Annotated in this window: 17 protein-coding genes; 10 read left to right on the forward strand and 7 right to left on the reverse strand. The window is 61.5% G+C overall.

Features of this window, described 5'->3' with window-relative positions:
• Positions 1-382: 382 nt before the first annotated feature.
• The 4 genes from C489_RS10755 to C489_RS10770 all read left to right on the forward strand — a co-directional run bounded on the left by C489_RS10755 (position 383) and on the right by C489_RS10770 (position 6006).
• The gene (locus C489_RS10755; RefSeq protein ID WP_006431276.1) at positions 383-1309 is read left to right on the forward strand and encodes an NAD-dependent epimerase/dehydratase family protein; all 927 of its coding nucleotides are present in this window, start codon (positions 383-385) and stop codon (positions 1307-1309) included.
• 180 nt (positions 1310-1489) lie between these two features.
• Entirely contained in the window at positions 1490-2041 is a 552-nt protein-coding gene (locus C489_RS10760; RefSeq protein WP_049890784.1) for a metal-dependent hydrolase, read from the forward strand.
• A gap of 501 nt (positions 2042-2542) precedes the next feature.
• On the forward strand, positions 2543-3865 hold the full coding sequence (locus tag C489_RS10765) for a glycosyltransferase family 2 protein (protein WP_006431279.1): 1323 nt from the start codon (positions 2543-2545) through the stop codon (positions 3863-3865).
• 557 nt (positions 3866-4422) lie between these two features.
• Positions 4423-6006, forward strand: coding sequence for a glycoside hydrolase family 16 protein (locus tag C489_RS10770; protein WP_006431280.1), 1584 nt, complete (start codon positions 4423-4425; stop codon positions 6004-6006).
• A 129-nt stretch (positions 6007-6135) separates the two neighbouring features.
• Here the strand turns inward: C489_RS10770 and C489_RS22610 are convergent, their stop codons facing one another.
• From C489_RS22610 to C489_RS10790, 4 genes are all read right to left on the reverse strand, one after another.
• Positions 6136-7233, reverse strand: a complete 1098-nt coding sequence (locus C489_RS22610) for a glycoside hydrolase family 16 protein (protein ID WP_006431281.1) — start codon at positions 7231-7233, stop codon at positions 6136-6138.
• 57 nt (positions 7234-7290) lie between these two features.
• Positions 7291-8202 carry a glycosyltransferase family 2 protein gene (locus tag C489_RS10780; protein ID WP_006431282.1) on the reverse strand — a complete coding sequence of 304 codons (912 nt, stop codon included), beginning with the start codon at positions 8200-8202 and terminating at the stop codon, positions 7291-7293.
• Between the two features lie 88 nt (positions 8203-8290).
• Positions 8291-9367 carry a lipid II:glycine glycyltransferase FemX gene (locus tag C489_RS10785; RefSeq protein ID WP_006431283.1) on the reverse strand — a complete coding sequence of 359 codons (1077 nt, stop codon included), beginning with the start codon at positions 9365-9367 and terminating at the stop codon, positions 8291-8293.
• Between the two features lie 2 nt (positions 9368-9369).
• Positions 9370-10626, reverse strand: coding sequence for a carboxylate--amine ligase (locus C489_RS10790; protein WP_006431284.1), 1257 nt, complete (start codon positions 10624-10626; stop codon positions 9370-9372).
• A 215-nt stretch (positions 10627-10841) separates the two neighbouring features.
• On the opposite strand from C489_RS10790, the gene C489_RS10795 reads away from it, so the two are divergent.
• The 3 genes from C489_RS10795 to C489_RS10805 all read left to right on the forward strand — a co-directional run bounded on the left by C489_RS10795 (position 10842) and on the right by C489_RS10805 (position 15852).
• Positions 10842-12257, forward strand: coding sequence for a flippase (locus C489_RS10795; protein ID WP_006431285.1), 1416 nt, complete (start codon positions 10842-10844; stop codon positions 12255-12257).
• Between the two features lie 290 nt (positions 12258-12547).
• On the forward strand, positions 12548-14752 hold the full coding sequence (locus C489_RS10800; RefSeq protein ID WP_006431286.1) for a DUF2206 domain-containing protein: 2205 nt from the start codon (positions 12548-12550) through the stop codon (positions 14750-14752).
• 110 nt (positions 14753-14862) lie between these two features.
• Complete coding sequence (locus C489_RS10805; protein WP_006431287.1) at positions 14863-15852, forward strand: glycosyltransferase family 2 protein; 990 nt, start codon at positions 14863-14865, stop codon at positions 15850-15852.
• 38 nt (positions 15853-15890) lie between these two features.
• Here C489_RS10805 and C489_RS10810 read toward each other — a convergent pair whose 3' ends face one another.
• Positions 15891-16763: a polysaccharide deacetylase family protein gene (locus C489_RS10810; protein ID WP_006431288.1), complete on the reverse strand. Its 873-nt coding sequence runs from the start codon at positions 16761-16763 to the stop codon at positions 15891-15893.
• Between the two features lie 869 nt (positions 16764-17632).
• Between C489_RS10810 and C489_RS10820 the strand changes: the two genes are divergently transcribed.
• Positions 17633-18823, forward strand: coding sequence for a carboxylate--amine ligase (locus tag C489_RS10820; RefSeq protein WP_006431290.1), 1191 nt, complete (start codon positions 17633-17635; stop codon positions 18821-18823).
• Positions 18824-19094: 271 nt separating this feature from the next.
• A complete protein-coding gene (locus C489_RS10825) occupies positions 19095-20099 on the forward strand; it encodes a lipid II:glycine glycyltransferase FemX (protein WP_006431291.1) in 1005 nt (334 codons plus the stop codon).
• Positions 20100-20344: 245 nt separating this feature from the next.
• On the opposite strand, the gene C489_RS10830 is transcribed toward C489_RS10825, so the two are convergent.
• Positions 20345-21859 carry a hypothetical protein gene (locus C489_RS10830; RefSeq protein WP_006431292.1) on the reverse strand — a complete coding sequence of 505 codons (1515 nt, stop codon included), beginning with the start codon at positions 21857-21859 and terminating at the stop codon, positions 20345-20347.
• Positions 21860-22499: 640 nt separating this feature from the next.
• Between C489_RS10830 and C489_RS22410 the strand changes: the two genes are divergently transcribed.
• Positions 22500-23123 carry a hypothetical protein gene (locus tag C489_RS22410; RefSeq protein WP_193364779.1) on the forward strand — a complete coding sequence of 208 codons (624 nt, stop codon included), beginning with the start codon at positions 22500-22502 and terminating at the stop codon, positions 23121-23123.
• Between the two features lie 176 nt (positions 23124-23299).
• Here the strand turns inward: C489_RS22410 and larC are convergent, their stop codons facing one another.
• On the reverse strand, positions 23300-24628 hold the full coding sequence (gene larC / locus C489_RS10840) for a nickel pincer cofactor biosynthesis protein LarC (RefSeq protein WP_006431294.1): 1329 nt from the start codon (positions 24626-24628) through the stop codon (positions 23300-23302).
• Between the last annotated feature and the right edge of the window lie 100 nt (positions 24629-24728).

Consider the following 24728-nt stretch of genomic DNA (forward strand, 5'->3'; position numbering starts at 1 on the left):
ATAAATTCGAGACTCCCCGTCGCTCGTTCCCAGCAGCGCGATTTCGAGCGAATTTCTATGATGGTCGTTAACAATTGATCAGGGTTCCCGACCGTGACGCCGATTGGATGACCCCATCCCGTCGCCCGAATCGACGGTCAGGAATCGGATTCGTCCGCCATCGTGATCCCGCGCGACCCGACTTCGAGCAGCCCGAGACCGACAGTCGAGCGGATTACGCTCCGTTTCGACTGTTTCACTCCATCGGAATCGGATCGACGAGTGATCGCCGCACAGGGGAGTGATGATGCCGGGCGCGATCCGTTGAGTCGTTTCATTGCGGAAGACAGTCCCCAGCGGGTTGAATGGGGCACTTTACGACCGGCGGCGGACATCGTACACGATGGCTGATCCGGAGCTAGTCGATACGGATGTTCTCATCACGGGTGGTGCGGGATTCATCGGTGCCCGGCTTGCACACCAACTGGTCGATGACAACGACGTGACCGTCTTGGACGATTGCTCGAGCGGGACGCCTCGAGCCGTCCCGGACGACGCGACATTGGTCCGCGGCGACGTTCGTGACGAGGCCGACGTCGTCGACGCGATGGACTCGGCGGACATCGTGTTCCACGAGGCCGCCCTCGTGAGTATCTCGCAGTCCGTCGAGGACCCCCGCGCGAGCCACGACCGAAACGTCCGCGGGACGCTCGAGGTACTGGAAGCCGCTCGACGGTGTGACGCGCGCGTCGTCCTCGCATCGAGCGCGGCGATCTACGGCCATCCTGACGCCGTTCCGATACCGGAAACGCATCCGGCGGACCCGACATCACCGTATGGCCTCGACAAACTCGCGCTCGACGAATACGCTCGCCTGTATCACGAGCTGTACGGGCTCGAGACCGTCGCGCTTCGCTATTTCAACGTCTACGGCCCTGGGCAACCGGTAAACGACTACAGCGGTGTGATCAATATCTTCCTCGAACGCGCACGGAACGACGACCCGCTTACGGTGTTCGGCGACGGTGAGCAAACGCGGGATTTCGTTCACGTCGACGATATCGTCAGGGCGAACGTCCTCGCGGCGACGGGCGACGTTGCGGGCGAGGCGTACAACGTCGGCACCGGTCGGCGGGTGACGATCAACGAACTCGCCGACATGATCGTGCGCCACAGCGAATCGGACGCCGCGGTCGTCCACGACGAGCCACGCGAGGGAGACATCCGTCATAGCTGTGCGGATATCTCGAAGATCAGCGAGCACCTCGGCTACGAACCCACGATCTCGCTCGAGGACGGGATCCGTGAATTGGTTGCCACCGAAGGCTGACACGGGAATCCGACCCCGTTGCAGACTCCAGGTCCGATGTCTCGAACTGACACGGGAACCGGTCGCAGTCGGCAAAACCGGACGGGGAGACGAAGAAGGCTCGAGCGGTAGTACCCGATCTCCTCGACGGCGCGTGGAAGCGTCGATACGCCTATCCGTTCGCTCGTGGACGGAGCGCCCATGTGGCCATGGGGACACCTCGCCGTCGCCTACCTCCTGTATTCGCTCTTTGCTCGGGTCCGTTTCGGACGACCCCCGCGTGCGATGCCGGCACTCGCGGTCGCACTGGGTTCACAGTTTCCCGACCTGATCGACAAACCGCTCGCGTGGGAACTGGGACTTCTCGCGAGCGGTCGCTCGCTCGCCCACTCGATTGCCTTCACACTGCTGTTGATACCGATCGTCTCCGCACTCGCGGGACCCACCGGCCACCGCGAGAGTGCACCGGCGTTCGTCATCGGTCATGTAACGCATCTCGTAACCGATCTCCCGCGCATGACTATCGCGGGTGACTTCTCCGGGACGACGTATCTGTTCTGGCCGTTTCTCGGCCCCCCGGCGTACGACGAACCCAGCGGTATTCTCGTCGCGTTTTCCGGCTATTCGATCAGCGCGTACAGCAGCGTCCAGTTCGCACTGCTCGCTGCGGCGATTATCGTCTGGTATCGTGACGGACTCCCGGGACTGAAAGTTGCGTGGCGCTCGGTGAAACGACACGCCCCACTCGGTTGATAGCGACCGACTCCGTTCGAGTGACAACGGCCTCGCGATCGCAGTCGGTACGCACCGATCGTTTGCACAAGACCGTTCCCCGCTGTTACTGGTTTAACGAAAACTTTGCTTTCGAACGGAACGCGGTAACCGGACCCAGGATGCGTCATTCGGCGTTTTGTCGGAACCATTCGAGCCCGCGTACCTCCTGGCGCTAATGGCCGTTTTCGGGAAATTCCGTGGCCGTAGCGAACACTGGTTCGTTCAATGACAATAGACAATATCCCGAAACGTCTTGTAACGATTATCTCCGCTTTTTTCGTATCAGGCCCTCAGCTGACTGTGAATGGGTCCTACCGAAGTTCGAGTGTATGCTGTTACTTCGACATATTTGCACACGACCAATAGAGATGGCTATTAGCTACAAATCGATCACCGAACGAGATCCGACGGACTGGCCGGTCGGAACGCACCGAGTGAAACGGGTACCGATCGCCGAATCGCGGGGGTGGATCGAGTCCGATGTCTGAGCGGAAACTGTTCCAGGCAGCGGATCTCGGCAGTCGAGTCGACCAGACCGACAAACCCGCGATCGGCATCATTACGAGCGATGACCGGGCGGACGAAACGGCCCGGACCGTCCTTCGGGCGAGGCGAAACGGGCATTCAGTGCTCGTGACCCATCGGGCGAACGAAGGGGGCGAGGCGGTTTCGTTTGCCAGCCAGTTAGGAGCCCAAATCGTCACCCCGAGCACCGATCGAAACGACGAGTCCCTCGTTCAAACGCTCACGAACGCGTCACAGCAACTCGGCTTTCCCGGACTGATCGTCCACTCCGACCTCGAGGAGTATATCGACTACGACAGGAGCGTACTCGAGCATACTCGAGAGGACGCGTACGCTGTGAGAGCACGGACGGAGCGAACGGGTGGGCTCGACGACGTTCTCGTCGCGATTCCCGCATACAACGAGGCGGACTCGATCGGCGACGTCGTCGCGCAGGCGCGATCGCACGTAGATACCGTCCTCGTCATCGACGACGGAAGCGCAGATGAGACGGCCGAACGGGCTCGCGACGCGGGTGCGACGGTCTTCGAACACAGAACGAATCGCGGCTACGGCGGTGCGCTCCGGACGGCGTTTCGGCAGGCTGACCGCCGCGGTGCCGACCACCTCATCGTTCTCGACGGGGACGGACAACACGACCCGGACGATATCCCGAAACTGCTCGCGGAGCAGCGCGAAACCGGCGCTGAAATCGTCATCGGGAGTCGGTTCGATCCGGACTCGGAGACGGATTTGCCGGTGTACCGTCGGTTCGGGCTGTGGGTCGTCAACACCATCGTAAATATCGGACTGAACACCGGCCGATCCGGATCGCGGATCAGCGATACCCAGAGCGGGTTCAGAGCGTACGACGCTCGAGCGATCCGCTCACTGGCGAACGAGGACCGTATCGGTGATCGGATGGACGCCAGCATCGACGTGATCTATCACGCCTATCGTAACGGCTATCGGATCGACGAAATCGGGACGACGATCGACTACGACGTCGAGAACGCGAGCAGTCACGACCCGATCAGTCACGGACTCGTGCTCGCCAGAAACGCGATTACGACGGCGGGCTTCGAGCGACCGCTGCCCGTTCTCGGCGCACCCGGGTTCCTCGTTTCACTGTTCGGTCTCGTCACGGTCTCCTTTCTTTTCATGGAGTACACTCCCGCCGTCCTTTCATCTCCGCTGGTAGTGTTCCTCTCCGTGGTCGCGTTCCTCACTGGGCTGGTGATCTGCGTCTGGGCGGTCGTCGTCGAAGCCGTTAGTATGGCGACGGACCGAGACACGTAGCGATCGGGGCCGAAACGAAAGCTATCGGAGTTGCTGAATGTGTGATGTCCGCGAGCGGCAGTAATACGATATTACGTCGGTAGCAGCGGCTCTCGGTCGACACGACTCCTGTTCTCTGATACGGTGCTGATCCTCATATCTATCTGATGTATCATTTGTTTCCAACTTCTGTGACCACCGTACTCGGTCCCATTCGGGGCTTTCCGGTTCGATCATCGCTTCCGGGCAGCCGGGTCCACCGGAAACAGACATTCATAATTTCGATACTATAGTAAATCGATTAATTAACTATTTTTTCGCAAGACTTTATCGACATTGATTAAATATCAGTAGAAACTATTGTCTTACAAAAAAGACCTATATGGGGCCGTTGCTTTCAGGTGATCGGAACAATGGCACGCGAACGAAGTTCCGGTCGGAGAGAGCGTACAGACGAGAAAGCGACTCGGATCGGCCGACGAGAGTGGCTAAAAACAACCACCGCAGGGGCGATTGCAGCGATCGGCGGGGTAGCGGTCGGCACAAGTTCCGTTACGGCGGCCGACGAAGGGGGACCCGTGGACCCCGAGAACTGGCAGGTCACCTTCGAAGATCAGTTCGAGGGCACCTCCCTGAATTCGAACAACTGGGGGGTCGGCTTCGGCTGGGGAAACACGGCGAACAACGACGATGCGACGGTCACATCGGACAACGTGATCGTCGACAACGGGACCCTTCGGTTGCGGACCACCCACGGCGGCGGTGGCTCGAACGATGTCTATCAGGGAGCGATCAACTCCAAAAATCGGCAGTATTTCGGCCCCGGTCACTACTTCGAGGCGAAGATTAAGATGCCCGGACGAACGGGTCTCCTGCCCGGCTTCTGGTCGAAACCGAACTCGGAGGCATGGCCGCCGGAACTCGACTTCATCGAACTGTTCCAGGACGGCAACGATGTCTACAGTGACCGCCACCACGCACACTGCAACGTTCACTGGTCGACCTCCGGGCAACCCGGAGACGGGTCGACGCACACGCACGACCCGCTGACTCACGATACGGGCGTCGATCTCACCGAGTCGTACAACGTCTACGGCTGTGCCTGGCACGAGGACAGTATCGACTTCTACTTCAACGGCAACTACATCGGCTCGCGCGACGGCTCGTCGATGATGAGCGCCGTCGAAGCCGGTGCCCCCTTCTACATGATGTTCACCACCCACGTGAACCGCATCGGCAACGCCGATCTCTCACAGGCCTGGGAAGAAGAGATGGCAGTCGATTGGTGTCGCGTCTGGGAGCACGCACCCGGTAGCGGGACGCCGTCCGATGGCGATACCACTGACGAGACCGAGGAACAGCCCGAAGAGGAGACGTCCGATGACGCGGCCGCCGGCCGCTCCATCGAGATCAGTTCCGCGAACGGAGACGGCGTTCGGTACGAATTCACCGCGTCGGACGGCGGCATCGAGATCGACTCGTCGACCGGATCGGGCCAGGAGTGGGTCTCCGACGACGGGATCTACGGCTGGGGGACGACGTCGACCAGCACGTCGCAGGTCGATGGCTTCACCTTCGACGGCAAAATCACCGGGTTCGGACAGGACGCACCGGTCACGGTCCGAATCGACGGCGAGGAAGTCGACCCGGACTCGTTCGGCCCGGTTGACCCGGCCGATACGCCCTGGGACGACGGAAGCAGCGACACTGAGGACGGGTCGGAGACGGACGGGGAGACCGATTCGTCGACGGACGAAACGTCCGATCCCGAATCCGATGACAGCACCGACGGGACATCCGACAACGAGTCCGGTGATGGGACGGACGGAACCTCCGACAGCGGCTCCGACGGCACCACCGACGGAACCGAAGACGACCAATCGAGTTCCACCCCACCGAATCGCATCACGTTCGTCGGAACGGGCACTCACGGCGAGTACACGTTCACCGCGAGCGGTCGCGTCACCGAGAACCCCGACCGCGGCACGCTCGAGGGGGACGAGATCAGCGGCTCGACGGCGACCGGGACCCTGGCGTGGTACGGCGACATCGATAGCTACCGATTCGACGGCCGACTTCGCGACCTCTCGCTCGAGGGGAACGCGATCCTCCTCATTAACGGAGTCATGGTCGACGCCGAGGAGATCGAAAACCAGCTCTGAACGGTCGCTGACGACAGCGGGTAACGGAGAGCCGACCGCGGCGACCGCAGGTGATGACACCGTCGAACGCGGCCGTCACGATGAGTGCAATGGTCGGGGCCGGGACCACTATCACACCCGCCGATCGCCCTACCGCTCCCAGACCCGTACCCGGTCGATTTCCATGTAGGCGGGGAGATCGGCCGAGTTCGGCGTCTCGAGAAACGGGGCATCGAGACCGAAGTTGAGGATCAGTCGCATCTCGTCCGTCGAGATCTGTGCCTCGTCCTCGAAGCGGAACCGCTCTTCGCCGTCGATGTACCAGACGATTCGGTCCTCGCGCCAGTCGACCGCGTAGTTGTGGAAGTCGCCGCTGAAATCCGGGCCGCAGTAGGTCTCCTCCTCGGTCTGAATGTTCCCGTCCGAATCTCGGTAGTAGTAGGTCATGTGGGGGCAGGGATCCGTCCCGAAAAACTCGAAGATATCTATCTCCGGCGGCCACTGATCGTCCGGCGTCAGCCAGAACGCGGGCCAGAATCCCTTGACCGTCGGCGGAATTCGGATCCGTCCCTCGATGTATCCGGGGCCGAACGAGCGATAGGGTGTGGCCACGCCCGTCGTGTACGGAACGGTATCGCGGTCGTCCGTCTCCGACGACTGCGATCCCTCGTTCGCTGGCTCTCGAACCCCCGTTTCTCCCGCTTCGCTGTCCGTCGTTTCGTTGGATGCTGTTTCGTTGGCCGCCGTTCCGTTGGACGCTGTTGCGTTCGGCGCAGTCTCGTTACCGTCGGTCCCGGTCGCCGTCTCGTTCCCCTCGACTTGCGCGATCTCGCCGTCGGTTTCGTTCGCATCCGTGTCGCTTTGATCGTCACCACGGGCTCCATCCGGGACCTCCCAGCGCTGTTCGATGGCCTTGAGGACGAGCTTGTCCTCGTAGACGTAGGCGTTGTCGGGGGGCGCATAGGCGTTGAAGTTGTGTATTCGCTCGCCCCACGGAAACTCGGTCTCCCAGACGCCCGCGTCGACGGTGTTCTCCTCGAACCAGTCTTCGAAAACGAGTTCGAGTTCGTCGTCGTCCGCCGGCGAGATATCGGGGACGGTCTCGTTGGCCGGAGTTTCGTTTGCCGACTCGTTCTGTCTCGCTCCCGGCGGTTCGACGCTGAAACAGCCGGCTCCGAGCGCGGCGAGCGCGCCGGCACTAGTTCGGAGGATCGTTCGCCTGTCGGCCCTGCTGGGTTCGTTTGGCATTGTCTGATTCTGGGAAGTTCGCTTCTCGCTACGCAGGTTTCGTGTGTCCGGGATCGACTACCGTCGACACTCCTCTTCGATCCAGATGTCTTTCCACTGCTCGGGGTGTTCTTCCTGCAAGCGGTGGATGTCTTGGACCTTCACGTAGGCCGCAATCATCTGGTAGAACTCCAGAAACGCGACGAAAAAGCCCCGATAGCCGTCGAGCGCCGCGCCACTGATGATGAGCCGATCCAGACCGACGGCGATGCCGCGGAGCAGAAACGACAGGAATCCGTTTCGGTTCCCGCTCTCGACGGCTTGGACCGCCTCGAGCGCGCTATACTGCATGATCTTCGACTCGATCTCGGACGCGCGCTCGAACCGATAGTGATCGATGCGGTTCGAGAGGGTTTTCGTCCGCTCGCGGTAGGGCTGCTGAACCGAGAGCCGTTCCCAGATGTACTCGTGCTCGAAGTAGAGGATGTCTTTTCGCGCGAGATACGGTCGCTTGTAGTGATACTGGTTCGTGCGAGCACCCATCATGTGCTCTTGTTTTTCCATGTAGAAGGCGACGACACCCACCGTCCCGAACGCGTCGATGATCTCGTCTCGCAGCTCCGGCGGGACCTCCTCGTCGGCGTCGAGGACGAACACCCAGTCGTTGTCCGCGTGTTCCATCGCCTGTGTCTTGATCTGGGCGAAGCTCTCGAACTCGTGTTGATAGACGTTCGCCCCGTACTCCTCGCAGATCTCGACGGTCCCGTCTTGACTGTCGCTGTCGACGACGACGATCTCGTCGGTCCACCGGACGACGCTCTCGAGACAATCACGAATGGTGTCGGCGTTGTTCTTCGTCGTGAGACAGACCGAGACCGGGAGCGTCTCGAGGTCCTCCGGAGATCGGTGTCTCGTCGGTTGGTTTGACGCCTCGCGGTTCGAAAGTGTGGTTTTGACGTGATCTAATAGATGATCGTAGACGTACTTCATGATCGGATGTCTCCGGCTCCCGAGTGCTGTCGTCTCAGCTCGCGATCCAACGAGTCATCACTATGCGGATGGGTAGTGTGCATTGCCATCAAAGGCTGATATCCTTTCGAACGAAAGGCCCAATTAGACGCGTGAGCGGGATCGGTAGTTTCCGCCATACGCGCTTTATCGGCTCGTATTTTTCGTCTTCGGGATGTGGGAGACTTCCCGTGCCGGATGGGAAGTAATGGTAGTCATCGTACCACGTTTTCGCCCCGCCGAAGCTCTTTTTAAACATGTAGACGCCCGATCCCTCGCGGGTCCGGCCCATCTCGTAGGAGTCGTACCCCGCCGCGGCCGCCCGCTCGAGTGACTTCCACAGCAGGAGACTCCCGCCATTGAGGTCCCGGTACTCGTAGTCGGTGACGACGCCCCACTGGTAGACGGTCGACCCGAGCGAGAGGTCCATGATCCCGTTGATCGGTGCGCCGTCTTTCCGAATCAGTCCGAGGTGGAGGTCGCCGGGACCGGGACCGGTCAGCCGGTCCCAGAGGGTTCGGAAGAACCGAAACGAGTGCGGCGGCGTCCCGTGCCCGCGCATCGACGCCAAGTAGAGATCGTAGTATTCGCGGAGGTCGTCAACCGTCGTTCCTATCTCGTATTCGACCCCCGCTTCGTCGGCCGCCTGTCTGATCTGGCGGCGGCGGCTCTCTTTGATGTTCTCCCACGTCGCGTCGGGGCCGCCACTCAGATCGATATCGAACGTGACGAACCGGTCCCGTTTTTCGAACCCGTCGGCCGCTCCGAGGTCCCTGCCGCGGAGACTGACGAAGTCGACGTCGAGGTCGTCCGCGAGCGTTCTGGTCCGCTCGAGCAACAGCGACCTGACGGTCGCGGCTCGGCCGTCGTCCGTGACGATCGACCCGCGAGCGGCGTACGGCGGCGAGACCAGTTTGGAACCGAACACCCTGCTTTGGATGTGCGTAAGCGGGAGCGCGCCGAGGATGCCGTCTGCCGTGCGGACGACGAGGTGGTAGCGATCGTGGCCGTATCCGGCGGTCGCGTCGCCCCACGCCGATACCCCGTAGACCGGCCCGTCGGCTCGCTCGAGGTAGGCGTCCCAGTCGGCCGAATCGCGACACTGCGTCACCGTGAGCTGGCTCTCGAGTTGTGAGTGTTCGTCCATCGTTAGTTCGGTGCGGAAATCGGCTCCTCGACGGATCGATCGGGAGCGATGCCGAGCGTTTCGGAGTACAGCACGGCGTTGTAGAGGCCCTTGACGAACGGCTTCAAGTCCGTCCGATCGACGTAATCGAACTGCGGCCGGTCGATACAGGACGCGAGGACGCTCGCGCAGGCAGCGGGAACTGACGGTCGTTCCGTAGACGGATAGTCTTCGGAGAGAACGCTCTTGAGATACGAGAGTTCGCCGTAAAGCGAGTGGGTCGCGACACCGAGTTCGTAGCCCGGGTCGATACGCTCGCGCGCGCCCATCGCGAGCAGCCAGTGATAGTACGGAAAGTCCGCACCCGCACGGATCGCACACGGAACGGAGAGCCAGAGGCGGGGATTGATCTCGGTCAGTTTGAACTCGCCCGTGTTCGCGTCCTTCATGAATTCGATACACGCCGTCCCGTGCCAGTCGAGGTGATCGAGAATCTTCCGCCCGGCGTCGGCGAGTTCCGGTTCGAAGACCGCTTCGCGGTAGACGCTGCCGCCCTCGCCGTAGGTCTTCCGTCGAAGGTAGCGTTGTTGCCACGAGGCGACTTCCTCACCGTGGTCGTAGAGCCCGCTGTACATGTACTCGTGTTCGATCGGCACGGCCTCCTGGACGATCGGCGTGTGGCCCTCCATATCGCGGTCGATCGCGTCTAGATCCGGCTTCTGACCGGGCTCGACGAAGGTGGTCTCTCCCCGCATGTTGTCGATCCGCGATGTGAGATGCGAGTCGACGTAGTCGCTGGTGAGAATCGAGAACCGCGGTTTGACGATGAGGTCGTCGTCCCACTCGTCGACTTCGTCGAGCAGTCGCGTCTCGGGAACCGAGACGCCGAGCTCGTCGGCGATCTCGACTAACCGATACCGATCGTGAACCGACCGCAACGCGCCGTACGACGGTGCGATGACGGAGACGTGTTCTTCGAATTCGGATCGGAACTTCGAGAGGACGTAGATGTCTTCCTCCCGAACGGGGATTATCGTCCGGATGTCGGGGCGCTCGGCGAGCGAGAGCAACGACGCTTTGTAGGCCGTGAGATCGTCATTCGGTGACGGAACGAGCCGCGATTCGGTACAGTATCGGGACGAACAGGCCGGAACGTTTCGATCGTCGGTCGCGACGACGGTCGGGACGCCGCGTTTTCCGAGCGAACGGATACACGCGAGCGGGATAACTGACGCGTTTGCCGGGACGAGAACTGCGATGTCGTCTGCGCGAGCATTCATCGTTCCCACGCTCAGTACGAGGGGTTATGAAATGAGTTTGCCAGTAGCTGACCAGTACGTTCCACCGACACTAACGAAGTCCGTCCGTTCGGGGAACAGTGGATCGTTTCAGTCCTGGCCGTGGTCGCGCTTGCTGCGAAAGGCCACGTTTCCCGTACTGGTGAAGGGAGGGTTTAACTGCGATCCGCCTCGCAATCGTCTGCCCTAGGGTATCCATGGATCTCGGACGCTCGAGTGTGAAACTCTTCCTCATGCAAGCCGGGAGATCGATCCTCCTGTTTCTCGCCGTCATCTACTTCGCTCGCCAGCTCGGTGCGAGCGAACTCGGGTCGCTGTTCCTCTTTCAGGCGCTGCTGGGACTGCTGACGATTCCCGCGGATCTGGGGGTTCGCGGCGCACTCGAGAAGCGGCTGAGCGAGGGCGACCATCGCGAAGGGATGCTCGGCTCCGCGCTGGCGCTCAAACTCGTCTTACTCGGTGTCGTCGCGGTCTCGATCGTACTCGCGCGGTCGTACGTGAACCGATACATCGGCTTCGAACTGGCGTTCATACTGGTGGTCGCGCTCATCACGTTCGAGCTCTCGTCGTTTTTCGTCCAGGCGTTACGCGGGGAACTTCGCGTCGGCGAAACGGCCGTTATTCGGTTCGCCATTCGATTCATCTGGGTCGGCCTCGGCGTCGTCCTCGTCACGTTCGGCTACGGCGTGATCGAAATCGCCGCCGGATTCGCGCTCGCCGGCGCGATCACGGCCGTCTGGGGCTACGCGCGATGTAACACGGCGATCGGTCGTCCCTCCCTCGAGCACGCGCGGTCGCTGCTCGAATACGCGAAATTTCACGCCGTCTCGTCGACGGGCGGACGGATATACCAGTGGATGGACGTCGCGATCATCGGGTTCTTCCTGTCTCAAGAGTACGTAAGCACGTACGAGGTGGCCTGGCAGGTCACCCTGCTCGTCTTGCTCGTCAGCAAGTCCATCGGCTGGTCGATCTTTCCGCAGGTCAGCCAGTGGGACGCCGAGGGCGAACTCGACAAGGTCGAATGGGCGGTCTCGAAGGCGATCGCATTCGCCCTCTTCTTCTCGCTTCCGGCCTTGATCGGGGGGACGCTGTTCGCGTCCGAGATCCTGGGGTTTCTCTTCGGCCCGGAGTACGTCTTCGGCGCTGCAGTGCTCGTGATCCTCCTCGTCGAGAAGGTGTTCCAGTCGTTCGACGATATCATCGAGAGCGCGCTTCGCGGACTCGATCGGCCGGATCTCGCCGCGATTACGACGGTCATTACGGCTGGACTCAATCTCGTGCTCAATCCGGTGCTGGTCGTCACGGTCGGATTCGTGGGGGCAGCGATCGCGACGACAGTGGTCGGACTCATCAGCGTCGCGCTTCACACACACTACCTCAGTCGGCTCATGACGATCGAGTTCCCCTATCGGATCGTCGGGTGGTACGCCCTCTCGTCGCTCGTCATGGGCGCGATCCTCGTCGGTATCAGGTCGGCCGTTCCCATCACGAGCGTCGGCTCCCTGCTCGCCGTGATCGGCGTTGGCGCTGCGATCTATGGCGTCCTGGCCGTGTCGATCCCCCGAATTCGGAACGAGGTAATTGTCCCGGCGATACGGGTGCTCGTCTGAGAATGGAGGCGGACAGCGGAGCGGCTCCGTCGGCCGTAAGACTGTGTTAGACGGTCCGTGTTCTGGCCCGCTCTTGGCCCTCCCAACCCGTTTGCGTCGCTCGAGACCGGACCTCCGTCGACCCTGTTAAACGGTCACAGCGATCGGAGCCGCCCGCATCCGCCACTAATCGGGCCACGGAGAGCGAATAAATCGGCTATTATCGGGCGAACGATCGTGAACACAACTACCGTTTTAATTCGAGTGATGGTCTCGTCAGATCCACTTCGATTTCCACATTCGTATTCCTTATGACGTATGCCCCTCAGACGTCGGGGGTCTCCTTCGACTGGGGACCAACGACAGTTACGACGGTCGTGTTCGCCCTGTTGATCGGCTTCTGGTCGAGCGTCGGGCTCGAGTCGATCGGCGTGGAACTCCCGGCCGCCCAAGCGGTCTTCGGCGTCGTGTTGCTGACGGTCGTTCCGGGCGGGTTGCTCACGCAACTGCTCGGGCTCAGAACGACCAGCGTCGGTGAGTTCGGCACGATCGCTCTCGGGTTGAGTCTCGTCGTGCTCTCGATTACGACCGTCCTCGCGAGCGTGTTGCTTCCCGTTTTCGGCGTCCCCGAGCCGCTCTCGTTTCTCCCGCTGGCGGTCATCGTGACGGCCTTGATTGCGGTATTGACGCTCCTCATACTGGTCACGGACGGAAACTCGTTTCACGTTCGGGTTCCGTTCTCGAATTCGCTCCCGATCTACGCCGTTCTCGGGTTCCTCCCGGTATTCGCCGTTCTCGGGGCCCTCCTCATGAACCGGTACGGGAACAACGTCGGGCTGGGGCTGTTCGTCCTCAGCGTGGCAGTCGTCACCCTCCTCTCGGCGACGCGGGTGATCCAACCCTCTCAGTATCCAGTGGTGGTGTTTTCCGTCGCTCTCTCGACGCTCTTGCACCGCAGCCTCGCGTCGGGACACGTCGTCGGGGCCGACATCCAGTTTACGTATTACCTCTCCGAACTGTTCGCGAGCAACCACCAGTGGGCTCCCGCGCTCGGCGGCTCGATGTCGTCGGTGCCGATCGTCACTGCGGTCCCCGTCGCGTACTCGATGGTAACGGGACTCGAGCTCGTGACGATCTTCACCGTCGTCTATCCGATCATCTTCGCAGTCGTTCCGCTGGGAATCTACTCTCTCGCAGCCGACGTGTTCGATGGCACCGTCGGCCTCTACGCCAGCCTGTTTTTCGTCTTCTATCACGGGACGTTCTATCTGACTCCCGGCAAACAGCGGCTCTCGGAGCTATTCATCGTCGGCGCACTGTTGCTGTATTTCCGCCACGAGAGCCGGGATCGCGGGTGGACGATCGGCATGGTGCTGTTGGCGACCGGGCTCGTTCACTCTCACTACGGCTCGACCTACGTGTTCGGCCTCTCGTTGCTCGCCGCCTCGATCGGCCTCGTCCTCACCGAGCGACTCGTCGGCGAGTTCCGACACGGCCTCTCGCCGATCTACCCGCTCGCGTTCCTCGTCGGTGCGACGTCGTGGTACGCCTACGCCTCGAGCGAGTTGACCGCGTCGCTCGCGTCGATTCCGATCGCGATCCTCGACCAGCTCGCGTCCCTTCCCGGGGGGACGGCCGCGGGCTCGGGCTCGAGCTACGTCCAGACCCAGCAGACGATCTTTCAACAGGTGAGCCTCGGCCTGTATCTCCTGTTGTCGCTGCTGATCTGTCTCGGGCTCGTCTGGCAGACGGTCAGTATCCTCAACCGGCTCCGGCAGGGCATCGATACCCGGTACGTCGAGTTCACTGCGCTCGCTCTCCCGCTGTGTGCGTTCCTCGGGATGTCTTACTTCCTCGTCCTGGATCTCTGGGCCGACAGAGTCTACCAGATGGTGTTGCCGGTCCTGGCGGTCTTCGCGGCCGTCGGCTACCTCCGTCTCGGAACGACCGCCGAACGCATCCCCGGAATCTCGAGCGTGAATTGGACCCCCCTTGCAGTCGTGTTGGCGGCGCTGTTCGTCATCAACTCCGGGTTTGCGGGTGCGGCCGCCGGCGTCTCCGCGGACTACACGTTCAACGACGAGGCACACGATTACGCCTTTAGCGACGAGGAACGCGAGGCGGCCCAGTGGCTGGCGGACCAACCCGAGATCGAGCGGACTGCCGCCGACGGCGGGGCCGAAGAGGAAGCAGTGGTGCCGATCTATACCGACCGAATCTCCTCGCAACTGTTCCGTTCTATCGTGCCGATGAGCCACTACAACGTCGAGGTGATCATGGTGAAAAACCAGTGGGACCCGACGTTCGAACCCGCGGACACGAGGGGCGGGTACGTTTTCATCCGGCATAACGCGGTCGACGACTCCGCGCCGGATGACACGCCGCTGTCGTCGCTGAGCGCGGACCACGTAAACGAGATCACCGAGAACAGGACGATCGTCTACGAAAACGAGGACGTCACCATCGTCGAACCGGTCGGCGGAGGGGCGGCTAACGCGACTGCCGACGAGTCATAATGCGGGGAGTTGTTCGACTCCGAAACGGTATGTTTCCGGCCGCTATCAGCGGTTAACAGCCTGTTCTCTCCTCAACCTTTATCCCTCTCGTCAGCGGCCCCCTTCTCTAGATGGTACCTGCGGCCACCGACGCCGACGAAGGGAATCCACTCGTCTCGTACGTCATTCCGACGTACAATCGCCCCGACGACCTCGCCGACGCCGTCGCGTCCGTCCTCGAGCAGACCTACGAGCCGATCGAGGTGATCGTCGTCAGCGGTTCGACGGACGAGACGGCGGCGATGTTCGAAGACGGGGGACGGTTCGACCGAGACGAGGTCAGCTTCTATGACTTCCCCCGACGATTGAGCCCGCCCGAGGCGCGGAACATCGGCTACGAACGGGCGTCCGGTGAGATCCTGGTCACGACTGACGACGACGCGGTGTATGCGGATCCGAACGCGACGGACATTATCGTCTCACGGTTTCGCGAACACCAGGACGTCGGCGTGCTCGCGTTTCAGAGCCGGGACTACTACTCCGGAGAGATACTGCGAAAGGAGATCCCCGATCCGCCCGACTTCGAGACGCCGCCGACCGAGGAGTACAGGACGACGAGTTTCATCGGCGTCGGGACCGCGATCCGTCGATCGACGCTCGAGCGCACTGACGCCTTTCCCGAGGCCTTCGAGTACGGGTTCGAGGAGATGGATCTCTCGATCCAGGCGCTCGACGCGGGGTACGACATCCTCTACGTTCCGTCGGTCGTCGTTCGGCACAAGAAGTCGCCGGCCGCTCGCAGACCCGATCACGTGGTACTCGAGTTGCTGGTCGGCAATCGGATCAGACTCGCCGTTCGAAACCTCCCGTGGCGCTACGTGGTGGTCTCAGCGATCGTCTGGGCCGCGTACGCCTTTGTCCGGACCGGGTTTCGGATCTCGCCGATGAAACGAGTCCTGACGAGCCTCTGGCAGCAGCGCCACGATCTCCTCTCACAGCGGGACGTGATCGACGGGAAAACGATCGCGCTCGTCAAATCAAGAGACTCCATGCTGTTCCTGTGGCTGTACGGGCCGCATCCGCGACGGATCCTGGGCAACCTCAAACGGCTCACGTGGTAGCCGGCGTTCGATTCAGGCGGACCCCGTTCCCCTTGTGCCTATTCCCTTACCGAACTCGACATCGTGTCCGCGGTTGTCTCTCCGAACGTCGCGTACAGTTCGCTCATCGTCGTAAACCGATAGCCGCGTCGCTGGAGCCCTTCGATCAACTGACGGAGAATCGGAATCCCCTGTTGCCGATTTCGGTTGTACACCACCCGGTATGGAAGCGGCAGCGACTCGATCGCCGACGTCGTGACGAGATCGTGCATGTGTATATCCAAGACGATCACGTTCGGCGGACGCCGGTTCACGAGTTCGCGATACGGCCGGCCGAGAAACTTCAGGTACGAAATCGACACGGGAATCCGAATCGTCGACGAAAACGGCGTGATCGGGAGCTCGAGCAGGCCGGGAACCGGTTCGTGCGGTGTGATCGGCTGCCCCGAGTTATCGAACCGGCCGGGTCGCCACGTCGGGAAGAGGCTCGAACTGAAATCGACGTCGTGGTCCGCGAGCAACTGATAGCCGTCGGCCGGAATCGCCCCGTCCGGAAACCGATAGCCGACGACGTCGCTCGAGAAGCGGTCCGCGACGCGCTCGAGGCTCGTTTCGATTTCGGACGCGAAATCCGCACGCTTCGGATGCGGGTGGGTATGCGAGTGCGCGTGGAAATCGACCGGGACCGCTGCTCGTTCGAGCGCCTCGGCCGCTTCGGGAGCTGCCTCGAGCAGTTCCGTCTGGAGGAAACACGTGAGCGGAACGTCGTACTCCTCGAGGAGCGAACAAAACGCCGGCGTCTTCGATGCCGCCTCGTACGTGTTCTCCCGAATCGCCGTTCCGTAGTCACACTCGAGATCCAGTGACAGGACGACCGTCTTCTCGATCGGCCACTCGGAGCCATCGCTCCCGTTTTCGTGTCTCATCCGCATTGCTGGTCGCCGCGTGGCAGTTCGCCTTGCTCAGGTCCGATTCGGCCGCCCGGGATGCCGCCGTCCGTGCCGAGAGAGGCACTCCTGTCGATGGCGAGGGCGTCCCGTGACGCGGGCTCGAGCGACAACTGGGGAGCGCCGTGTGCGGCCATCCGTTCGTCGATGGACCGGTTGACTCCGCCCGCCGAACGCGTGTCCGGCGGGACGACCGTCGATCGCCGACTGTCGCCCGCTCCAGAACGCGAATCGCTACCTGAAACGACCGCGGCTCGAACGGAGTCGTCGATACCGGGGCAAACGGTTTGCTCGGCCGATAGCGAGGCGTATTTCCCGACCGAGTAAACGGACCCTACGTCTCCGAGCGTATCCGTGGTCCGGGACGATGACCGGTGCACATCACGTTCTTCGCACTATCGGGTATTGTTATGGACGGTATACAGGGATTGCAGTGATCGCAGTTTCCGATTGGGAAGGAAGGCGACGCAGGTCAATCGATGCGACGCCGCTGGTCCGTTCGAACTGACCGAAACAGTGTCACAATACTGGTGGCGTGCAGTCACCACTACTCAGTCGCCTCTCGAGGAACCGAGCACTGTGTCCGAAGCGAACGATCGCGGACACGCGCGCTCTCGAGACGAAACGGTGATCCGCTGTTCGCAGTGTTCGGAACGAAGTCGCCACGGAACCCCCGATTCCTGTCTGTGTCCAGAACGGCCGGCTGCCACTCCGGTGCAGCGGGATTCGCTCGAACTGTCGGTGGAACTGGTACGTTGCAAGGGCGGTTTTGATATTCGTCGGTATCACATCCCGTTCACGCCGAAGCAGTCGAGCGGAGCGGACGACGCGGCCTTCGGCCGAGGAACACTGAAATGAGGAACAACGTCTTGGTCACCGACGGTCAGACCCTGTCAGCGCTAGCTATCAGCCGATCACTGGGGCGAAAGGGATTCGACGTTCACGTCGGCGAGTACTTCTCGTACAATCTGACGCGCTTTTCGAAACACGTGAGCGATACGATACAGTATCCCATCCCCGACGAAAAACCCGAGGCATTTCTCGACGTGCTGCTCGGACACCTCCGAAAGGGAGACTACGAGTTTCTCGTTCCGGTCCGCGACGAGACGACGCTTCTGGTGTCGAAACACAGAGACGAAATCTCGAGGCACGTCAACCTCTATATCGCCGATCAACGGAAGATCGAACGGCTGAACGACAAAGGCGAGACGATACAGATCGCACAACGGGCCGGCGTTCCGACGCCGACCACCTATTTTCCGGAACGACGGGACCAGGCGGAGATCAAACGGAGTGCCGACTATCCGCTCCTGATCAGACCCCGCGTGAGTTCGGGCTCGAGGGGGATCACGCGCGTCGAATCACCGTCGGACTTCGACCGAGCCTTCGAACGGGTTTCGAAGCAGTACGGAACCCCGATCGTTCAGGAGTACGTCGAGAAGACGGGGTACACGACCGCCTGTCTGCTCTTCGACGACGAGGGGGACCCTGTGGCGTCTTTCTCCTACGAGCGGCAGAAGGAATATCCCCTGAGCGGCGGGCCCACCGTCGTCGGCGTAAGCCACGACGACCGGATCGCGAAACGCTACGGTGCGGCGGTATTGGAGGCGGTCGATTGGAAGGGACCGGCCGAAGTCGAGTTCATCCTCGACGAAGCCGGCGAGCCACTGTTACTCGAAGTCAATCCGCGCTTCTGGACGCCGGTCGGGTTGGCGATCCGATCGGGAGTGGACTTTCCGTCCCTCCTCTACCGGTTGTCCGTGGGTGACGAGGTTGACCCGGTAACGGAGTACGAGGTCGGCGTGACATACCGGTCCGTTCTGCCGAACGAGATCCTCTGGTTGCTTCAGACACCGAACAAAATCGAGGGGCTCGCGGACTTCCTGAAGTTCGATATCGGCAACACGTGTTACGGGACGCTCTCGCGCCGAGACCCGCTGCCGGCGGTCGGAACCGTTGTGCAGGCGGCCAACATCCTCTCGAGTCCCGACGCCCGGAAATTCGTCTTCGACAGAGGGTGGGAAAGCGAAGAAGCGAAGCAATAGTCTACGCGATACGCTCGGCCGAAATCGCCCGCTGAATCGAATCTCCGCCGGCTGATCGTCTCGTTTCTAGAACCACGGATAGCCCATGGCTCGCTCGGTGATCGCTCACCCGACCGACCGAGCGGTGCCGACGGCTTGGTGGCGGTTCGGTTGTCCGCTTTCGCGAGATCAGACGTAACTCACCACCGATTAAGATACCGATCGATCCAGCGCCCGACGGCGGGTGTAAGAACACTATTACAATGAAAACCAATCCGTATCGGTCAGAGAAATGCACCTCACAGACCTCACGTTCTCCGAGTGGGACGATACCCTTCCGGAGACCGGTTTCGGCCCGTTTCACACGTCTGACTCGCTGCGAGTCATCGACGAGCATACCGCAGGTGACCTCTACCTGTTCGGCGGCTATCGGGGCGAGCAACCGGTCGGACTGATGCCGCTTTTTCTCAGAGACCAACCGTTCGTGACGGGTGCCCTCTCGCCGCCCCCCGGGTTCGGCATCCACAGAATGGGACCGATTCTGATGCCGACGAGTCCGAAGCGACGCAAACAGGAGAAGATCAATCGGACGTTCATCGAGGGGATCCTCTCGGTGCTGGACATCGATCGCTCTCTCCTCCTGTTCCGGCTTTCCTGCGATACGACCTACGCCGATCCCCGGCCGTTTCGCTGGGCAGGGTTCGACGTTGACTTCCGCTTTACGTACCGTCTCGATCTCGAGTCGACGACGCCGGACACCGTCCTCAAGTCCTTCAGTAAGAGCCTCCGTCGGGAGATCCAAGACGGAGAGGACCTCGATCATTCTATCACGATCCAGGGGGTTGACGGCCTCCGGAAGGTCTACGACGCGACGCGGGAGCGATACGAGGAGCAGGGGATCGGCTTCCCCATGTCCTGGGAGTTCATGCGCGATCTCATCGGGAGTCTCGACGACCGCGCCCGCGTGTACGTCGCGGAAACCCCCGACGGTGAGTTCCTGAGCGGAATCATCGCACTGTACTCGAACGATACCTGTTACTTCTGGAAGGGCGGAACGACTGCGAGCTACGAAAACGTGAGCGTGAACAGCCTGCTCCACTGGCGGGTTATCGAAGACATCCTCACCGATCCCGAACTCGACGACATCACGCAGTACGATATGTACAGTGCGAACAACGAGCGGATCACGAAGTACAAGAGCAAGTACGGTGGCGACCTCGTGCCCTACTACATCGTCGAGTCCGCGAGTCCGACGATGTCGCTCGCGAAGAAGGCATACGCGAAACTTACGTATTAGTATCACTGTGGCCGTCGAATCGTCATCACGATTCTTCGATCGGAGTCCGTTTCCTCGTTCCGGATAGATCCATTCTCGAGCGCTCTCGGTTTCGTCGACACCCGGTCGGTCGAGAAGCGAGTTCGATAGCGACCGCGTGATCGAACGGAAATTTCTGCTCTATCGGTAGTGTACTCGGCCAAAGAAGAAACGAAAACAGTCAGTCACACCGGTCGAAAGTCGACCGTGTGGCGGCCGTCGCGATATTACGCTTCAACCCACGTGTTCGTCGCGGAGACGGACGTGAGCTGAACGTTCTCGTTCTCCTGCAGACTGATCTGGGAGCTGCCGGCGCTGCCGCCGTCTTCGGCGACTGCGACGGAGGTGTGCTGTTCGTTCAGGTTCTCCTGGGTGACGATCTGGGTCTGCTCGATCGCCGTGCTGGCGGTCTGTTCCGCGTCGTTCGTCTGCGTGGCGTTGCCGGCGTAGTCGTACGACGTACCGGGGGCGGCCGTGCCCGCGTTCCCGTCGACCGTGACGGTGGTACTCGAGGTCCGCGTCACGTCGTCGGAGACGTAGCCCGGACTCGCGTAGACGTTGATCGCGTCGGCGTACGCGACCTGGGCGTTGTAGTTCTGCTGGTAGGCCAGCTGGATCGCGGTGGACTCGCTGTCGTTCTGTGCGATGGCCATCGCGGTGTTCTGGAGGTTGATGTTCCGCTGTTCGACCTCTTGGCCCTGTGCCACGCCGGCGGTCGCGGTCTGCTCGCCGTCGACGTCGTCTTGCTTGTCCTTCTTGTCGGGTTCCTGGACTTCGGTTTCCGAGGAGAGGACATCGCCGCTGACGTTACCCGCGGTCGCGACGTCCATCCCGGCGGCCGACGCCATCAGGTTCGAGGCGGAGGCGCTACCGATCTGTTCGTTGAGGTTGCTCTGGTCGGTGAACTGGATCGCCGTGGCGGTGCTGCCCTCGCCGATCGCGATGGCGACCGCACCGTCCTGTTCGTTGACGTTTGCCTGCTCGACGTCCTGTGACTGCTCGAGCAGCGCGTCGGCGCTCTGGCCCGTACTCGAGCCGGCGCTGTGATCGCCTGTCTTGTCCTTCTTGTGACCGAATTCGCCGTCACCGAGGTAGACGTTCGAAGCGTTGGCCATGCCCTCCTGGAGGTTCTCGTTTCGCTGGTAGGACTGCTGGAGCGCGGTCGCGTCGCTGTCGTTGACCGCGAGCGCGAACGCGGTGCTCTGGTTGTTGTAGTTGACCTGTCCGACCGATTGGGACTGGCTCACACCGGCGACGGCTTCCTGCGTGACCGTCTTGTCGCCTTTCTTGTCTTTGACAGCCCAGCCGTCGAACTGCTGGTCGCCGCCGTCGCCGACGATGATGTTGACGTCGCCGACGTTCTCGAATTGGGTCTCCGCGCTTCGCACGTCGCGGCTTTCGGCGGTGACCTCACCGCTCTGGACGTTGTCGTTCTCCTGATTCGATTCCTGAATGGCGGTCGCGTCGCCGCCGTCGATCGCGATCGACACCGCAGTTCCCTGCTCGTTGATGTTGACCTGATCGACGTCCTGGTGCTGGATGATCTCGGCGGAGGTGCCGTTCGAATCGTCGGCGTGTTCGTCGACGTACTCTTCGAGCGACTGCCCGTCGAGGTCGGCACCGAAGACGAGATACAGTTCTTCCCCGTCCTCGAGTGCGTGTATGGTTCCGGCGTCTAGTTCTCCGTCCCCACCCGCGGTGGCTGCCGGCACGCCGGCCGCGATCATCGACAGGGCAACCATACAGGCCATAAGGAGTGTCGTAGTTCGTGAGCGTCTCGTTGTATTGGAATTCATTGAGCGTTTGATCTGTGTCGTGATGGTCTTTCGTTTCTGAGTCTCTGCGACGCAAACCATCCTATCCCCAAGAGTACCTTTGTTATCGACAGATTGGAACGCGTATGAACCGGCCTATGGAACCGAAGGCGGCTGCTTATCGATCGAAACCGGAGGCTTCGCCGGGCCGTTACGGAAGTACAAGCCGCGACCAAAATCGTCTTATATTTGATCCGTCCATATCCTGACGACAAATTATCAAAAGGCTCCGAACGGTCTCGATCCGATGACCGTTTCGGTAATCGAAGTCGGATATTAGCGGTTCCTAGCCGATCGGCAACCGTTTCACGGTCGATATTTCCGGGACGGTGTAGGGGAGCGGGTGGGCCTGAAACCGCAGGCCACGCCCTCAATAGGGGCAGCGAAACGGCGACAGGTTCTGCTGACAGTCGGTGAACGATCCGCTTGCAACGGTAATCCGCCCGATCAGCCCCACTAATGCCGTGATTCGCCTCGAAACCGTTTGCCGGGTTCAAATGGGATACTGGTATGAGTAGCGACTGGGCAACGCGCCACAGCGGGAGACCGGGAGGAGACAGCCAGTTTCGTGCCAAGCGACAGCGCTGTCGAACGAGGAGGTTCCCTCCTCGAGGAGGTCTCGTTGTGGTTGACACGCGTGGTGCCCGACTGCAACACGGTGACCGAATTCAACATGAAACGCGCACTCACGCTCGCACTGACGGTAGCACTAATCGGCGGCCTCGCATTTATGGGGGCTGCAGGAACAGCGGCGGCACATGCAGACTCTGACGCAGACTCCGACGCAGACTCCGATGTTGACGTTGATGACATCGATCAGGAGTCCTCTGCGGAGACGACCATCGGTGTCGAGCAGAGCAACAACAACGAACAGACGCAGGCCGCATCGTCCTACAGCAGCTCGGACGAGAGCTACGCTGAGACGACCGCGGTCCAGAGCCAAGAGGTCACGCAGGGCAACGACGCGAACGTCGAGGACACGACCACGACCTCGACCAACGTCGGAGTCGACTCCGATACGAGTGCTGACGCGGACTCCGATGCCAGCGACGATTATACCGACAACTCCGAGACCGACAACTCCGAGACCGACAACTCCGGTATCACTGACGACAACCTAGCCGGAATCATCAGCGACTTCCTCGACTCCCTTGACGACGACGGCGACGACGAGGACGATTCCACGGAGTAATCGCCTTCGATAACCCGCTTTTATTTTTCGTACGCGTTCAGTACCAGACTGACGAGAACGGCCGCGAGAACTGCCATCGGTCAGATCAAACGGTACGTCTGAAGCCAGTTCCTCACTAGACTTGACCTCATAGCGTAGCTGTGAGCACGCCGATATCGAAACTGACCGAGAAACTATTAGGTACCCTGCGGGTCGGCCGCTCGTTCCGCTCGTCGAAGCACGTCTCGAGTCGTCACTCCTGTCTCTCGAGCGACCGCCTTTGCCTCGTCGTATTCCGCGCTCACGTCGTAGACCTCGCCGTCGGCATCGCTCGCGATTTTCACGGTGACCTCGTACTCGTCGCCGTCGATCTCGAGTGTCACGGTCTCGAATTCACGGTTCGCGATCCAGCGGTGAGTGACCCCCGCGTCGCGAACGCCCAGCGTCCCGGTTTCCTCGGCCAGCGCTCGAGCAACTCGTTCCCGATCCGCGGGCTTGCAGATGACCTTCACGAGGTGGCCCGGACGGGACTTCTTCATCGTTGCGGGCAGAATCGAAACGTCGCGCGCGCCCGCGCTCGCGAGCGACTCTTGGAGCCCGCCCAGCACTTCGGGGGTCGCATCGTCGAGGTTCGTCTCGAGGACGGCGATGTCGTCCTCGACCAGTTCCCTGCCACTTTCGCCGTCCCCTACCAAGACGCGAAGCACGTTCGGGTGGGGATCGAGGTCGTAGCCGCCCGCGCCGTTGCCCGCGGCCTCGAGATCCAGCGCGGGCAGCGAGTCGATGCCGTCGGCGACGTGCCCCAGAATCGCGGCACCGGTCGGCGTCAGGAGTTCCGCGTCGACCGGGCCACCCTGCAGCGACCAGTCGGCCCGTTGTGCGATCTCGACGACCGCCGGCGTCGGCACGGGGTACTCGCCGTGGCTCATCGTCACCGTTCCGCCGCCGGTCGACAGCGGCGTGGTGACGACGCGGTCGGGTTCGAGGTCGTGGAGTAAGGCAACGGCACCGACCACGTCCGCGATCGCGTCGTCGGCCCCGACCTCGTGGAAGTGAATGTCCTCGAGGTCCTCGCCGTGGACGCTGGCTTCGGCCTCCCCGAGCAGTTCGAAGATCTCGAGCGCGTCGCGTTCGACCGCCGGGGCGAGGCCCATCTCCGTGACGATGTCGCGGACCTCGAGGTAGCTGCGGTGGGGACCGTGGCCTTCGGCTGGGACCTCGTCGCCGTGATCGGGCGTATCGTGACCGTGGTCATGATCGTGGTCGTGGCTGTGATCGTGGCCGTTCTCGGATTCCCCGTGATCGTGCTCGCCGTCGGCGTCAGCGTCTCCGTCCGTGTCCGTCAGAACCACATCGACTGTCGTCGCGGCGATCCCGCTCTTGTCGGCCGTATCGATTCGATACGCCACCTCGAGAGCGTCGGTGACGGGCTCGAGGGAGTCGGGGTCGGCACCGGCGTCGAGGAGGGTGGCGAGGATCATATCACCGCTCGCACCCATTCGGCCGTCGAAGGCGAGGACTCGCATACCTCCGTTCCGGGGCGGAAGACGCAAAAAGCCATCTGTCCTCGTTTCCGCGCACGGGGTGTCGATAGGGCCAAAACCAACCGATGCCGGTACATCTTTG

This window comes from Natrinema versiforme JCM 10478 (assembly GCF_000337195.1).
Classification (GTDB): Archaea; Halobacteriota; Halobacteria; order Halobacteriales; family Natrialbaceae; genus Natrinema; species Natrinema versiforme.

Bases quoted from the DNA above. Each gene is read 5' to 3' on its own strand.
- C489_RS10800 (WP_006431286.1), top strand. From the start codon at position 12,548: ATGACGTATGCCCCTCAGACGTCGGGGGTCTCCTTCGACTGGGGACCA.
- C489_RS10830 (WP_006431292.1), bottom strand. From the start codon at position 21,859: ATGGTTGCCCTGTCGATGATCGCGGCCGGCGTGCCGGCAGCCACCGCG.
- C489_RS10795 (WP_006431285.1), top strand. From the start codon at position 10,842: ATGGATCTCGGACGCTCGAGTGTGAAACTCTTCCTCATGCAAGCCGGG.
- C489_RS10760 (WP_049890784.1), top strand. From the start codon at position 1,490: ATGTGGCCATGGGGACACCTCGCCGTCGCCTACCTCCTGTATTCGCTC.
- C489_RS10805 (WP_006431287.1), top strand. From the start codon at position 14,863: ATGGTACCTGCGGCCACCGACGCCGACGAAGGGAATCCACTCGTCTCG.
- C489_RS22610 (WP_006431281.1), bottom strand. From the start codon at position 7,233: ATGCCAAACGAACCCAGCAGGGCCGACAGGCGAACGATCCTCCGAACT.
- C489_RS10790 (WP_006431284.1), bottom strand. From the start codon at position 10,626: ATGAATGCTCGCGCAGACGACATCGCAGTTCTCGTCCCGGCAAACGCG.
- C489_RS10785 (WP_006431283.1), bottom strand. From the start codon at position 9,367: ATGGACGAACACTCACAACTCGAGAGCCAGCTCACGGTGACGCAGTGT.
- C489_RS10765 (WP_006431279.1), top strand. From the start codon at position 2,543: ATGTCTGAGCGGAAACTGTTCCAGGCAGCGGATCTCGGCAGTCGAGTC.
- C489_RS10825 (WP_006431291.1), top strand. From the start codon at position 19,095: ATGCACCTCACAGACCTCACGTTCTCCGAGTGGGACGATACCCTTCCG.
- C489_RS10755 (WP_006431276.1), top strand. From the start codon at position 383: ATGGCTGATCCGGAGCTAGTCGATACGGATGTTCTCATCACGGGTGGT.
- C489_RS10780 (WP_006431282.1), bottom strand. From the start codon at position 8,202: ATGAAGTACGTCTACGATCATCTATTAGATCACGTCAAAACCACACTT.
- larC (WP_006431294.1), bottom strand. From the start codon at position 24,628: ATGCGAGTCCTCGCCTTCGACGGCCGAATGGGTGCGAGCGGTGATATG.
- C489_RS10810 (WP_006431288.1), bottom strand. From the start codon at position 16,763: ATGCGGATGAGACACGAAAACGGGAGCGATGGCTCCGAGTGGCCGATC.
- C489_RS10820 (WP_006431290.1), top strand. From the start codon at position 17,633: ATGAGGAACAACGTCTTGGTCACCGACGGTCAGACCCTGTCAGCGCTA.